Genomic DNA, 14,040 nt, shown 5'->3' with positions numbered 1-14,040 from the left:
TCGTGGCGACCGGGCGGGCGGCGCGGGCGCTCATCTTCACCGCGGACGACTTCGGGCTGCATCCGCGCGTGAACGCGGCGGTCGAGCGCGCGCATCGCGACGGCGTGCTGAACGCGGCGAGCCTGATGGTCGGCGCGCCGGCCGCGCACGATGCGATCGAACGCGCGCGCCGGCTGCCGTCGCTCGCGGTCGGCCTGCATCTCGTGCTTGCCGACGGGCCCGCTACGCTGCCCGCGCACGAGATTCCGGCGCTCGTCGGGCCGGACGGCCGGTTCGGCGACGCGATGGCGAAGGACGGCTGCCGCTTCTTCTTCCTGCCGCACGTGCGCGCGCAGCTGCGCCGCGAGATCCGCGCGCAGTTCGACGCGTTCGCGGCGAGCGGGCTGCCGCTCGACCACGTGAACGCGCACAAGCATTTCCATCTGCATCCGACCGTGCTGTCGATGATCGTCGAGATCGGCCGCGATTACGGGCTGCGCGCGGTGCGGCTGCCGTACGAGACGAGCGCGCCCGCGTGGCTGAAGCCGTGGATCGCGCTCGTGCGTGCGCGGCTCGACCGCGCGGGGCTCGCGCACAACGACTACGTGGTCGGAATCGAGCACACCGGCGCGATGGACGAGGCCGTGCTGCTCGACGCGCTCGCGAAGCTGCCGCCCGGTGTCGGCGAGATCTACTGTCATCCGGCCGAGGCCGGCGACGGCCCGATCACGCCGACGATGGCCGGCTATCGCCCGGCGGACGAACTCGACGCGCTGCTGTCGCCGCGCGTTGCGGCCGCGTTGAACGCGGCGGGCGTCGCGACCGGCGGCTTCGCCGACGTATTCGGCCTGCGTCCGGTGCCGCGCACCGCGCGCGCGTCGCGCAAACCGGGGGTGCAGCCGTCATGACGAAGTGGATCAAATGGCTCGGCTGGCCGATCGGCATCGGCATCCTGCTCGCGCTGGGGCTGCACGACGGCGTCGGCGACGTGTCGCAGATGCTCGCGCGTGCCGGCTACGCGCTGCTGTGGCTCGTGCCGTTTCACGCGCTGCCGCTGCTGCTCGATGCATATGCATGGCATCTGCTGCTCGGCCGGCGCGGTTCTCTGCCGTTCCTGTGGTGGATCGCGACCGTGCGCGAAGCCGTGAACCGGCTGTTGCCCGTCGTCGGCATCGGCGGCGAGCTGGTCGGGATCCGGCTCGCGCGCTGGCAGGTGCCCGATGCGAGCCGCGTGACCGCGTCGGTGATCGTCGAGGTGCTGGTGACGATCGTCGTCCAGTATGCGTTCGCCGCGCTCGGCCTCGTGCTGCTGCTCGCGGGCACGCACGATATGAGCGGCGGCACGATCGGCGTCGCGCTGCTGCTCACGCTGCCGCTGCCGGTGCTCGGCGTCGTGCTGATGCGGCGCGGCGGGATTTTCCACGCGATCGAGCGCTTCGCGGGGCGGCTGCTCGGCGATTCGCACCGGCTGCTGCAGGGCGTCGACGGCCGCCGGCTCGATGCCGACATCGATGCGCTGATGTCGCGCACCGGCTTGCTGTTCGGCGCGTTCTTCTGGCAGCTCGCCGGCTACGTGCTCGGCGCGCTCGAGATCTACTGGGCGCTCGCGCTGCTCGGCCACCCGGTGTCGATCGGCGGTGCGATCGCGATCGAGGCGATGACGCAGGCGGTCCGGCATGCCGCATTCATGGTGCCGGGCGGCCTCGGCGTGCAGGAGGCGACCGTCGTGCTGCTCGCGCAGATGTTCGGCGTCGATCGCGAGACGGCGCTGTCGCTCGCGCTCGTGAAGCGCGGCCGCGAGGTGCTGTTCGGCTGCCTGTCGCTCGGCTCGTGGCAGCTCGCCGAACTCGTGCGCACGCGGCGCAGGATGCGCGCGGCACCGGCCGCGCCCGGCGCCGCGCAGCCCGCGCGCCGTGCGCCGGAAACCGAAACGACGCACTAGCGCGCGTTTTCCGGCCGCAATGGATGCGACGCGCGCGGTACGCGCGTCTCGCGCTTTCGGCGCGGCGCGGGTATCCTTGCCGCGTGTTTTCTCGACGCGTTTCTTCCGATGATGTTCCGTTTCCGGCTGCTTCCCGTGACGATGCTGGCCGCCGCGCTGGCGCTCAGTGCGTGCGACGACCAGCAAGGCGAGTTCAACGTGCAACGTATCAGGGACTTCTTCAATGCGATCAAGCCGGCGCCGCTGCTGCTGAAAGGGCTGAAGGTCGGCGAGTCGACCGAGGCCGACGTGCGCGGCACGATGGGCAAGCCCGAGATCGAGCGCGTATTCACCGACGGCTCGAAGCGTCTCGAATATCCGCGCGGGCCGATGGGCAACCAGACGTGGTTCGTCGATCTCGACGCGAACGGCCGCTACACCGGCGCGACGCAGGTGCTGACCGCCGAGAATTTCGCGAAGGTCCGCCCCGGCATGACCGAGGACGAAGTGCGGCGCCTGCTCGGCAAGCCCGGCGACATCGCGCAATATCCGCTGAAGCCCGAGACGGTGTGGAGCTGGCGCTGGCTCGAGGACGGCGTGAACACCGACGCGTTCTTCAACGTCCATTTCGGCCCGGACGGCATGGTCTACACGACGTCGCGCTCCGACATCCTGAAAGGGCGCTGAGCGCCGTTTTCCCGCTCCGGCGCTATATCGAAAAAGCGACCGGAAAATTGCAAAAAGTCCGCTTCCGCGACTGTCATCCGACTGTCAGCAAGCGGCTTTTTTCCTTTCGAAACAGCGCGGTAGCCGGCTGTCGCAAATGATGGGACGATTTGCTGCGACGCAGCAAAGCGACGCCCGGTGATTTGAGGCAAACAATTTCGCTTGCGACTATCCGCGTCACCCCGGCGCGGCGCACGCATGCGCGCCGGCATTCATTCCCACTCTGGAGACGCGCGTGTTTCTTTACGGCTTTGGTCCCGTCCTGTGGGCCGGCACCGTGCAGACCATCGAGCTGTCGGTGCTGTCGCTCGCCACTGCGGTGGCGCTGGGGCTGATCGGCGCGGTGGCGAAGCTGTCGCACAACCGGGTACTGCGATCGATCGCGACCGGTTATACGACGCTGATCCGCTCGGTGCCCGATCTCGTCCTGATGCTGCTGCTGTTCTACAGCATTCAGATCTGGCTGAACCAGTTCACCGACCTCGTCGGCTGGGAGCAGATCGACATCGATCCGTTTGTCGCCGGCGTGCTGACGCTCGGCTTCATCTACGGCGCGTACTTCACCGAGACCTTCCGCGGCGCGTTTCTGTCGGTGCCGCGCGGCCAGCTCGAGGCCGGCGCCGCCTACGGGATGAGCGGGATGCGCGTGTTCGTGCGGATCATGTTTCCGCAGATGATGCGCTTCGCGCTGCCGGGCATCGGCAACAACTGGCAGGTGCTCGTGAAGGCGACCGCGCTCGTGTCGATCATCGGCCTCGCGGACGTCGTGAAGGCCGCGCAGGACGCCGGCAAGAGCACGTTCAACATGTTCTTCTTCATCCTCGTCGCGGCGCTGATCTATCTCGCGATCACGACCGTTTCCAACCTCGTGCTGATCCAGCTCGAGAAGCGTTATTCCATGGGCGTGCGGCACGCAGAACTATGATCGAGATCCTCCAGGAATTCGGCAAGGCGTTCCTTTACTGGGACGGTCAACGCCTGTCCGGCCTCGCGGTCACGCTGTGGCTGCTCGTCGCGTCGGTGTCGCTCGGCTTCGTGTGCGCGGTGCCGCTCGCGGTCGCGCGCGTATCGAAGAAGAAGTGGGTGTCGATGCCGGTGCGGTTCTACACGTACGTGTTTCGCGGCACGCCGCTCTACGTGCAGTTGCTGCTGATGTACACGGGCATGTACAGCCTCGAGTTCGTGCGTTCGCATTCGCTGCTCGACGCGTTCTTCCGCAGCGGGTTCAACTGCGCGATTCTCGCGTTCGCGCTGAACACCTGTGCGTACACGACGGAGATATTCGCGGGCGCAATTCGCGCGATTCCGCACGGCGAAGTCGAGGCTGCGCGCGCATACGGGATGACGCCGTTCACGATGTACCAGCGCGTGATCCTGCCGTCGGCGCTGCGCCGTGCGCTGCCGCTGTACAGCAACGAGGTGATCCTGATGCTGCACGCGACCACCGTCGCGTTCACCGCGACCGTGCCCGACATCCTGAAGGTCGCGCGCGACGCGAACTCGACGACGTACATGGCGTTCCAGTCGTTCGGGATCGCCGCGCTGATCTATCTTGCGGTATCTTTCGCACTCGTCGCGGTGTTTCGCCGCGCGGAGCGCCACTGGCTCGCATATCTCGCGGCCGGCCGTCATTGATTTCACTTCGAGGAGAGCCAGTTGGCCGAGATCACTCAAACCAGCGCTTCCAGCAAGCTGGTGGCGCACGACATCCACAAGCGCTACGGCGATAACGAGGTGCTCAAGGGCGTGTCGCTGGACGCGAAGGCCGGCGACGTCATCAGCATCATCGGCGCGAGCGGCTCGGGCAAGAGCACGTTCCTGCGCTGCATCAATTTTCTCGAGCGGCCGAATGCGGGGCAGATCGTCGTCGACGGCGAGACCGTGCGCACGAAGGTCGACCGCGCGGGCAACCTCGAAGTCGCCGATCACAAGCAGCTGCAGCGCATCCGCACGAAGCTCGCGATGGTGTTCCAGCACTTCAACCTGTGGGCGCACATGAACGTGATCGAGAACGTGATGGAAGCGCCCGTGCACGTGCTCGGCATTTCGAAGAAGGAAGCGGAGGAGCGCGCGCGCGAGTATCTGGAGAAGGTCGGGCTCGCGCCGCGCGTCGAGAAGCAATATCCGTCGCACCTGTCGGGCGGCCAGCAGCAGCGCGTCGCGATCGCGCGCGCGCTCGCGATGCATCCGGACGTGATGCTGTTCGACGAGCCGACGTCGGCGCTCGATCCGGAACTCGTCGGCGAAGTGCTGAAGGTGATGCAGAAGCTGGCGGAGGAAGGCCGCACGATGATCGTCGTCACGCACGAGATGGGTTTCGCGCGCAACGTGTCGAATCACGTGATGTTCCTGCATCAGGGGCGCACCGAGGAAGAGGGCGATCCGAAGGAGGTGCTCGTGCGCCCGCAGAGCGAGCGGCTCAAGCAGTTCCTGTCGGGCAGTCTGAAGTAACGCGTCCGCGCAGGTTTCGATCGTGGTACCCGTATCCCGTCCGGCAGGCGCCGCGCGCACGACGCAGGTAGCGATCGTTGCGTTGCCGCCCGTGTCGATGTCGGGCGTCGGGCCGATCGTCGATGCGCTGAATCTGGCGAACGAGATCGACGGTCGATTGCTGTATCGCTGGCAAGTGTGTTCGTGGGACGGCCGGCCCGTGCCGCTGGCCGGCGGCGCGCAATGGCATGCCGACGCGGCGTTCAACGATGCGATCGCATGCGACTGGCTGATCGTCGTGTCGGAGCGCTTTCAGCAGTTCGCCGATTACCGGCTGTTTCTCGCGAGCCTTGCGCGGGTCGGGCAGCGCACGCCGCTCGTCACCGGCATTCACCATGGCGTGTGGTGGCTCGCGATGGCCGGACAGCTTTCCGGGTATCGGGTGAGCGTGAACTGGGAGACGTATCAGCAGTTCGCCGAGCAGTTCGAGCGCTCGATCGTCACGCAGCAGATCTTCGAGATCGATCGCGATCGGGCGACCTGCGCCGGTGGGCAGGCGACCGTCGATTTCATGCTCGCGATGATCGGACGCGAGCACGGGCCCGAGCTCGCGGAGCGGATTGCCGATGCGCTCGGGGCCGGCACGCTGCGCAGCGGCGAGGAGCGGCAGCGGATTCCGTTCGTGACCGCGCCGGGCGAGCGGCATCCCCGGCTCAACGATGCGCTGCTGCTGATGGAGGCCAATATCGAGGATCCGCTCACGACCGACGAGATCGCCGGATTGGTCGGCGTGTCGCGGCGGCAGCTGGAGCGGCTGTTTCGCCAGTATCTCGGCGCGATGCCGTCGAAGTATTACCTCAATCTTCGGTTGCTGAAGGCGCGTACGCAGCTGCAGCGGACCAGCAAGTCGGTCGTGCAGGTCAGTCTCGCATGCGGGTTCTCTTCTGCTGCGCACTTTTCCAATGCTTACCGGGAGCGGTTCGGCGTGACGCCGCGGGAGGATCGGCGCGCGTGGCTCGAGAAGCAGACCGGTGGCGGAAGTGAGCCTCGGGGTGGGGCGCTCGTCGAGCGCGGGAAGGATTGACGGTTTTTTGTTCGGGGTTGTTTGGGTTGTTTGGTTCGTTTCGTGGTTGGTGGGCGGTTTCGTAAATTGCCTGTGATGTTGTTGGTTTTTTAGCGTTGCCCCTGCGCGGGGCGGCGGTTACTTTTCTTTGTCTTGCCAAAGAAAAGTAACCAAAAGAAAGGCGCTGTGAAAACGCAAGACTTCCCGGTGCCGTCGTTGCAGTGAGCCGCGCGCTAATGTGCGCGTCAGCATGAACGCCGGGCCGGTGCGGCAATGGCTCGGATGCATCGCACTGCGGTCCTGTTCGACATTCATGTCCGGCTGATCGAAACAGAAGCCGATAAGCGGCTCGCTCGACGATTCAGCTTTCTCCGCGCCGTGCAGCGGCGACGTCCTCGGCACGCAGGGCGCTACTCGTGCGGTTGTCGAGCGTCGTGACCGGAGCGTACCGACGGCGCGCCGCGCATTCGAACCAATAGACGGCTGATTGGCACGATAGATATCCGTGGGGCTTTCCGTCGTCCCGTAGCGCGCAGCCGAAAACGATCGTATTTTGAATGCGGCAACCTGGGGCCCGCCATACAGTGATGTCGCCGATGCACGGCACGCAGCGGTTCTGATTCGCCGATGTCGGCGTCATGCGTCTCTTGCGATGCCGTGGCGCTTTGTGTTCAAGGGGGCGCCAGGCGAAAAGCCGTTGGCAAGCCTGCTACGCAGAAGTCCTGATACAGCGGAATGCGGGACGCGACAGCAGGCATGTCGCGTCGCCCGAACTGCGCGACGACGAAGCGGCCAGGCTGTCTGTCATGCGGGTGTTCGCTGTGCGTCGTCTCTGTCGCGAGAAGCTCGTCGACGGCGAAGTTTCGATGGATGTCGACAGGGCGGACCGGTACGGCGACGCGCTTACATTGAGAAAAAACTTGCTTGAACTCCTGGGAATTGAATCATGGAATTGACGCCGCAAAATAATCTCGGTCAGCATCATGCAGTGGGGTATCTTGTCGACGCCTCTTCCAAGTCGGGCGGCCGTCGCGCAATTCAACCCGGGGTTGCCGAGAATCTTGTACGTGCATCGACGGGCCGCGATTCTTATCTTGGCTTGCGTGGTAATGCGGGCGGGGCTTCGGCGCAAAAGAAATCGGTTTATAACCCGCTGAATCGTCACGGGAACGCTTTCGCCGGGATCGATCAAAAGACGGATTGGACGCGGCCGGGCACGGTGCGCTCCGCTGCGTCGGCTGCGGGGCTGGCGCCGCAAGCGCCTCGGACGCAAAAGAAATCGGTTTATAACCCGCTGAATCGTCACGGGAACGCTTTCGCCGGGATCGATCAAAAGACGAACTGGACGCGGCCGGGCACGGTGCGCTCCGCTGCGTCGGCTGCGGAGCTGGCGCCGCAAGCGCCTCGGACGCAAAAGAAATCGGTTTATAACCCGTTGAATCGCCACGGGAACGCTTTCGCCGGGATCGATCAAAAGACGGACTGGACGCGGCCCGGCGTGACCCGCGACGTTGCTTCGCTCGCCGAACCGGTGTCGGCGCGATATCGAAAACAGCCGGAATGCGATCGTGGCGGCGATGACGGTTACGAATCCGACATGGAATGGGATAAGTCTGCTGACTATTTACCGCCATTCCCTTCGCGACGCGGGGCAAGCGACGAGGTCGATTTCGTTGAGGGCGCACGCATTCGTGCCGACGACCATTCACTTTATGCGCCGGTTTTCGCCGCGGTCGAACTCGGACCGAGTAAGCGATGAACGGCGGGCTGAACCGGCCGCCGGCGGCGAGCGATGCCTCGACTGGCGGCGAAGTGCCACTTTTATGTCACGCAAACGCAACGAAGAAGTGACGATTGAACCGGGCGGGGCTTGAACTGGGCTCGGAACCCATCACGAAATTGGTACCCGCAGCCCGGATTGCGCCACGAGCAACGAGCGGCTCGCGGCGATCGGGAAGGCGCTCGTGGACCGGACACTGGGCGGTGAATCGACGGATCGTCTCGGCTGCGGCAAGCGTGATGCAAAGCGGGCCTGTCAGGAATTTTGTGTTTAACGCATAACATGCTCCCAACGAGAGTTTATGCCTCGCAAACCGAAAGCCCAGCCGGCGGCTCTGCCCGCGATTCCGGCCGAGCTGCTTGAGCAGTTCGGCAACGGTCCGATGACGGCTGAAGCCATCAGTGCCGCGACGCTGGCGCTCAGAAGGCGCTGATCGAACGGCGCTGGGCGGCGAGATGAACCATCATCTCGGCTACCCTGCCGGTGCAGCCAAGCCGGCCAACGCCACGAATCAGCGCAACGGCAAAGGAGCCAAGACGGTCCTGACCGAAGACGGCCCGATTCGCATCGAGGTGCCTCGCGACCGCGACGGCAGCTTCGAACCCATCCTGATTCCCAAGCACGAACGGCGCTTCACGGGCTTCGACGACAAGATCGTCGCCATGTATGCCCGAGGCATGGGATCGCGTGATCCCGTTCTTTGCGTTTCCGCCGAGTGTGCGCAAGATCATCAAGACCCGTGGTCACTTCCCGAGCGACGAGGCCGCCACCAAACCCATCTGGCTGGCCTTGCGCAACATCACCGCGAATTGGGGACGTGCCGCGCGCGACTGGAAGACGGCCATGAACCAGTTCGCTAGCCTTTACGCAGATCGATTCGTTCGGCCTTCCGTGTAATTACAACCTGTCTTGAACACGGAAATCCTGACACCCCCGGTGCCCCTGTCGGCCGAGCGCAGCGAGGACGGAGCTAGTGTCCCGTTCCGTTGTTAACTGATCTATGTTCACGTAGCATGTTGACGTCAACGGAACGGGAGACATCAGCATGGCGATGGGACGACCGAAGGTGGAACTGGTGCTGAGCGAAGACGAACGCTCGCAATTGATGTCGATAGCACGTTCTCGTTCGATTTCGGCTGCGCTGGTCGCGCGGGCGCGCATCGTGCTGGCGGCTGCGGGCCTATCCGCCTTCTGCAGCATACCCGCGCTCTCCGAATTGATGTTCTATCGACGCCGTATTCTAGCGCCTCATTTGCGAGCGCTCGCGCACGCGCCAGGTCCGCAATCACGTATCAATTAACTGCCCAGAAGAATATCGGATCGAAAGCATCACAAGACGCGTATAGACCGCCTCTTCAGCGATGACGTCTGGGCCGCTATCGAACGCAACGCGCTAGAGAAGCAAATCACCTAAAGAAAGAGTTCACGCCGAAGATCGTGTACTTCGGTTAGATCGTAATCGATGCTGCGCCGGCAAGACCAACGCAGCCGCTTTGCTAGCAAAGGTTGTAGCGGACACGACTTCGACCGACGCGTCCGATCCCTACAGTACGGTCTTCACGGGGTTGTTTTGGGTCTTTCCAGCACCGCCAGCCACTAACTGGAGTTGCCCCTGTAACTCAGGACAGGCGGACACCGTTAGGTTGATGACACCGCATTACGCCTGAACTCGCGAGGCGAGCGGTATTTCAGGGCTTTGTGCGGGTGGCGCTCATTGTAGTGTTCAAACGCGATTGCCAGACGCGAGAGCGCTGTTGGTGCGTCAGGCTTGTCCATATAGGCGACGTAATCGTGCTTCATGGTCTTCACGAACGATTCGGCCATGCCATTGCTCTGCGGCGAACGGACCGGCGTGGTCAGCGGCTCAAGACCCAGTTCGCGAGCGAAGCTGCGCGTGCGGTGGTCGATGTAGGCGCAGCCGTTGTCCGTCAGCCATTCGATGGACTGCGCGGCCTGCGTGGTGCCGAAGCGCTGTTCGACGGCGGCCAGCATTACGTCGCGCACCACATCACCGCTATGCCCGCCGGTCGTCGCTGCCCAGCTAATCGCCTCGCGGTCGCAGCAGTCCAACGCAAACGTCACGCGCAGCGGCGTACCATCGTCGCACCGGAACTCGAAGCCATCGGAGCACCAGCGGGTGTTGCTGCGGTCCACGGCAACGCGACCGTCATGCCGCCGCTTGTCTTGCCGCACGCCGGGGCGGCGCAGCAGCAACTGATGCTCCCGCATGACCCGATACACGCGCTTGACGTTGATGCACGGCGCACCGGTCTGCTCCCGACTGCGGCGCAGCAACGCCCAGACACGCCGGTAGCCGTAGGTAGGAAGGTGCGCCACATGGGCCTGAATCGCCTCGACCAGCCCGGCATCATTGGTCACGCGGGCACGGCGACCATCGCGCCAGTCGGACGAGCGAACTCGCTTCACCGCCACGGCAGCGCGCGCCACGCCGAGAACTTCGCAGACCGTCTTCATCGGTCGTCCCCCGGCAGCAAGGGCGAGCGCGCAATCAGGTTTTTTGAACGGCCCCATTCCACGGCTTCTTTCAGGATTTCGACCTCCAGCGTCTTCTTCCCGAGTAGCCGTTGCAGTTCCTTGATTTCCTTGATGGCGGCGGCCAGCTCAGATGCCGGCACAACGGTTTCACCTGCCTTCACCGCCGCCAGACTGCCTTCCTGGTATTGCTTGCGCCAGCCGAACACCTGGTTGGCATTGACGCCGTGCCGACGTGCAACGGCCGACACCGACGCTCCCGGCTCCAATGTTTCCTGCACGATGGCGATTTTTTCTTGCGCCGTGCGCCGACGACGGCGCTCCGGCTCGGTCAGAATTTCGATGCTTTCCACGTAATGACTAGGCTTACTGATAGGCACAAGACTATCCCTTATTTTAAGAGAGTCCTCGTGTCCTCAGATACGTGGGGCCGCTCCAGTAGGCCCGATGGTATTATCGCGCCTAGATTGCACTAGTCCTTTTTCAACGGCGGCGCAAGTTCCTTCCGGATATGCTGTGTAGGTATTCGATCTTCGCGAAGCCGCAAAAACCGCTCCGAAAGCTCGCGCTCGCTTGGAATGTCGGGCATCCTCACTCTATTGAGCCACTGTTCCAATTCTTCGACTGACGGGATGCTCGACGACGGAGTCGAAACGGGCAAAGAATGGTGCTTAGAGATGCCGCTGCTGTGTCCTTCGCCTGATGCGGCTAAGTGTTGGTTTTCAATATCGGGACCCGCTGTTGGGGCGTGGGCTTCAGAAATAGAGGTGCTCGCCTGTTTAAACTTCTTTCGCTGCACGTTCTGCTCATAATTATCTATTTTTCTTGATCTATTTGTTCGGCTTATATTCTCATTTTGAGAGATTAGATTGAGAAGGCTTGTCGTGGCGTCAGTCATTGCATTCTGATTTGCCTCTTTGTCTATGGTGGCTTGTTCTTTTAGCTTTGCCATTGTTGATTCTTTGATTCTGTTCATATCTTTAATTTCGAAATTTTTTACTTTTTCGGTGAGGATGACTTCGGGAATGTGTTTATTGAGCGTGGTTGCCAATAGGTATCCAACGGATTCGTCAAATTGTGGTGTAGCGGTTGGTGTGAGTGTTTGTGCTATTTTGCTTAATTCTCGATTACTTGGTATTAATCCGCCTTTGTGGAGTAGCTGTAGTGCTGTCATGTTTTCGTTTTTCTGGTGCGCACGCTTCGCAAGTTTGTAAAAATCGGCGGGCAAGGAAAGGTGGGTGTGTTTGAATGAATAGCCGGATTGATTGAGGGAGAGGCGAAATGCGATTTCTGATGCCGCAATTTCATTATTCTTTGAAAGTTGGACTAATAATGCGGCCAGACGGGATGTGGGTTCGGAGCGCCAAGCTGCACCTGTTATTGCGTGGGATAGCCATTTGAATTTGTCATGAGGCTTTGGGGGCAGGAGAATCGAGATTGCGTCGAGGTGATCGAGCGCCTTTTGTTCGTAAAGAAATTTTACGAGAGAAATATACGCGCCGGCGAGGCTAGTAGCTGCCCCTTGTTCTGTCAATCTTGCGATTTGATTGCCGACTTTCTCGCCATCAGAGTTTTCTAATTTAATTAATTGTGCTGCTCTCTGTGGATCTATGCATGCGACTGAGATCAGTTCGGCGAGTATCCGTGCAGCGTGGCTCGGAGTTGATGCTTTCGGATGCGGCATCGAGGCGCATCCGAGCGTATAATCGATTTGTTCAGTCGTTAGTCCGAGTTTTCGCGCCGTGGAGCGGAGTTCTGCCATAGCGTCGGGGTAAAGCGCGGTCAAAGCCGAAAATAGGCTCGAGTTACAATTCGAATCATCAGACACCAAAAACTGGAAAATTTGATCACGGGTGAGGGCGGAGTGTCGCAGGGCTTGTCCTAATTCCATGATTTCCTCAGGGTTCCAAGCTCGGAGGAGTACTTCCTTTAGATCGGCTACTGCCGAGACTCCGGGCGCAGCGGGTGTCGCCTCCTTGGTTGACGAGGATCCCACGGGGGGCAGCATCGTTTTGTCGAGATTGTGCATCGATATGATGCTGTTTCGTATCGTGTCTTGATAGTGAGGCAGTGAATAATTGAGCGACAGCGTTGCGACGTCTGTTGTTATATATGTCGGGTTTCCAGAGTATACGTTTTTTGCGATTTCCTGCCGATGAACTTGTGTAAGTACGACAGCGACGCGATTTTTAAATAAATCATCGGTTGCAGATAGGGGCTGCGCAATGGAAATCGCGTCTACTCGAAAGCAAGAGTCTCGAGGAAAAAGAATTTCATTTTCATTTGAATGGGTTAGGGCGCCACGAAAAATCGGAGGTGCGCCGATTTCCATATTTATTTTGTATATACACATGGTGTCGGTATGATTGGGATTTGTCAGAATTCCATCGAGGGTTTGCTTTGCATAGTCCGTGGTCTGCGATGCACTCATGTAGAGTGGGAAGTTGGTAACAATATCCCCTATTTTTATTTTCGTTCCCCAGGGGTGAGGGTGATTTCTGGAGTATTCGCAGACGCGAAGGGCATCGCCGTGTGTTGTGGGTAACTTTTGAAGCGCACTATCCATCGATGCGATGAATTTTGCTTCTTCCGAGTTAAGGGGAATTCCTTGTGATAAGGTTTGGTTGATCTCGTAATTTATACTTTGCTCAATGGTCGGCGTGTTGTCACTATATTGTCTATCGTTGAGCTCCGGTTCGGTGTCAACGGCGGACCAAGTTCGGAGCGCAGCACGCTCATTTTCTTCGAGTCGGGCAATTGATCGCTCATAATTTGATGCATCCATCCAGACATGAGTCATGGCTGTTTGTTCAGTTGGAAACAGATAGCGCTCCGCAGCGGTACTCCCAAGATTGACTACGCTATGTGTACGCGGTGTTCCGCCGTGTGAGGTGCTGGATCGACGCGATTCGGCCGCAGGGATGTCCGTATGACGTGTTTGTTGAGAGCTAATGGGTAGCATTGGCGCCTCCTTCGCGCTTCGGTTGATGAGAGTTCCCATACGGACGTTATGCATTTGGGGCTGACGGCGCTATCGAAAAACGTTCGTGAGCTTTGGCGCGGACCCCAGCACGAACTTTTCACATCCGACGTGCTGGGCATCCGATCATGCGGCACATGCACCGGCCGGGCGAGGAAAAGCGTTCGGTCGTGATTCTGCGGCCGGAAGACTGGGAGGAATGGCTCATGACGTCGAACGTCGAGGCTGCGCGCGCGATGCTGCGGCTCTATCCATCTGAAGATATGGTTGCCGAGCCTAAATAGCGCGGCGGTCCAAGAGGACGCTTACGATTGATCCGTTTTCACAATCCTAAATCGAGTTGCGGCGGACTTTGCTGCCGACGCTGTTGGCGCAGCCGATGGTGAATTGGATTGAGATGACGAAGACTGCGGTGCTGCCGGTACAGCCGGAGATTGGGACGTGCCCGCGAACTTCGGCAGCGGGGTGCCGATTTGTTGGTTCGAAAGCAGGGCAGGGATATTCTGGGCGGCAGTCAAATTGACATTCGCTTCGACCTGGTCAATTGATTGACTGGGTTCGTAGTCGGCTTTGATGCGCGCGGAGTGGTGGTGACCTTCCCCCTCCAAAGTATCCCACTGTAAAGTTAGTGGCGAGGCCGCAGGAGAAACCTTGTCATGAAGAAATCG

12 protein-coding genes and 3 pseudogenes are annotated in these 14,040 nt (G+C 61.1%); 11 read left to right on the top strand and 4 right to left on the bottom strand.

What is annotated here, in order from left to right; translation table 11 throughout:
- Positions 1–2 precede the first annotated feature (2 nt).
- From hpnK to BUB20358_RS20445, 7 genes are all read left to right on the top strand, one after another.
- A complete protein-coding gene (gene hpnK, locus BUB20358_RS20475) occupies positions 3–887 on the top strand; it encodes a hopanoid biosynthesis-associated protein HpnK (RefSeq protein WP_035972731.1) in 885 nt (294 codons plus the stop codon).
- Complete coding sequence (locus BUB20358_RS20470) at positions 884–1,921, top strand: lysylphosphatidylglycerol synthase domain-containing protein (RefSeq protein WP_035972729.1); 1,038 nt, start codon at positions 884–886, stop codon at positions 1,919–1,921. The genes hpnK and BUB20358_RS20470 overlap by 4 nt, the downstream gene beginning before the upstream one ends.
- A 108-nt stretch (positions 1,922–2,029) precedes the next feature.
- Positions 2,030–2,587 carry a hypothetical protein gene (locus BUB20358_RS20465; protein WP_006764740.1) on the top strand — a complete coding sequence of 186 codons (558 nt, stop codon included), beginning with the start codon at positions 2,030–2,032 and terminating at the stop codon, positions 2,585–2,587.
- A 274-nt stretch (positions 2,588–2,861) separates the two neighbouring features.
- Positions 2,862–3,551: an ABC transporter permease gene (locus tag BUB20358_RS20460; RefSeq protein WP_035972727.1), complete on the top strand. Its 690-nt coding sequence runs from the start codon at positions 2,862–2,864 to the stop codon at positions 3,549–3,551.
- Positions 3,548–4,261, top strand: coding sequence for an ABC transporter permease (locus BUB20358_RS20455; protein WP_006764739.1), 714 nt, complete (start codon positions 3,548–3,550; stop codon positions 4,259–4,261). Before BUB20358_RS20460 ends, BUB20358_RS20455 begins: the two co-directional genes overlap by 4 nt.
- 21 nt (positions 4,262–4,282) lie before the next feature.
- On the top strand, positions 4,283–5,077 hold the full coding sequence (locus tag BUB20358_RS20450) for an ABC transporter ATP-binding protein (protein WP_006764738.1): 795 nt from the start codon (positions 4,283–4,285) through the stop codon (positions 5,075–5,077).
- A gap of 22 nt (positions 5,078–5,099) precedes the next feature.
- Complete coding sequence (locus BUB20358_RS20445) at positions 5,100–6,140, top strand: GlxA family transcriptional regulator (RefSeq protein WP_006764737.1); 1,041 nt, start codon at positions 5,100–5,102, stop codon at positions 6,138–6,140.
- Between the two features lie 117 nt (positions 6,141–6,257).
- On the opposite strand, the gene BUB20358_RS20440 is transcribed toward BUB20358_RS20445, so the two are convergent.
- Positions 6,258–6,521, bottom strand: a complete 264-nt coding sequence (locus tag BUB20358_RS20440; RefSeq protein WP_123806848.1) for a hypothetical protein — start codon at positions 6,519–6,521, stop codon at positions 6,258–6,260.
- Between the two features lie 544 nt (positions 6,522–7,065).
- On the opposite strand from BUB20358_RS20440, the gene BUB20358_RS20435 reads away from it, so the two are divergent.
- The 3 genes and pseudogenes from BUB20358_RS20435 to BUB20358_RS20425 all read left to right on the top strand — a co-directional run.
- Entirely contained in the window at positions 7,066–7,878 is an 813-nt protein-coding gene (locus tag BUB20358_RS20435; protein ID WP_146187090.1) for a hypothetical protein, read from the top strand.
- 322 nt (positions 7,879–8,200) lie between these two features.
- Positions 8,201–8,796, top strand: a pseudogene (locus BUB20358_RS20430) (transposase).
- A gap of 148 nt (positions 8,797–8,944) precedes the next feature.
- Positions 8,945–9,076, top strand: a pseudogene (locus BUB20358_RS20425) (IS630 family transposase); the annotation flags it as partial.
- A 461-nt stretch (positions 9,077–9,537) separates the two neighbouring features.
- Here BUB20358_RS20425 and BUB20358_RS20420 read toward each other — a convergent pair.
- Together BUB20358_RS20420 and BUB20358_RS20415 are read right to left on the bottom strand one after the other, a co-directional pair.
- A protein-coding gene (locus BUB20358_RS20420) for an IS3 family transposase (RefSeq protein WP_165802994.1) occupies positions 9,538–10,736 on the bottom strand; the annotation gives its coding sequence in 2 pieces (ribosomal slippage) (positions 9,538–10,421 and positions 10,421–10,736; 1,200 coding nt in all).
- A 128-nt stretch (positions 10,737–10,864) separates the two neighbouring features.
- Positions 10,865–13,393, bottom strand: a complete 2,529-nt coding sequence (locus BUB20358_RS20415) for a hypothetical protein (protein ID WP_134220897.1) — start codon at positions 13,391–13,393, stop codon at positions 10,865–10,867.
- 95 nt (positions 13,394–13,488) lie between these two features.
- Here BUB20358_RS20415 and BUB20358_RS20410 point away from each other — a divergent pair.
- Positions 13,489–13,656 (top strand): annotated as a pseudogene (locus BUB20358_RS20410) (SOS response-associated peptidase family protein); the annotation flags it as partial.
- Between the two features lie 21 nt (positions 13,657–13,677).
- Here BUB20358_RS20410 and BUB20358_RS28080 read toward each other — a convergent pair.
- Positions 13,678–14,040: hypothetical protein (locus tag BUB20358_RS28080; RefSeq protein WP_207771227.1), on the bottom strand; the 363-nt coding region annotated here is incomplete at its 5' end.

Origin of the sequence: Burkholderia dolosa (assembly GCF_902499135.1) — a bacterium.
Classification (GTDB): domain Bacteria; phylum Pseudomonadota; class Gammaproteobacteria; order Burkholderiales; family Burkholderiaceae; genus Burkholderia; species Burkholderia dolosa.
Note: the sequence above shows the minus strand (reverse complement) of the source record. Positions and strands in the feature narration are given on the sequence as shown.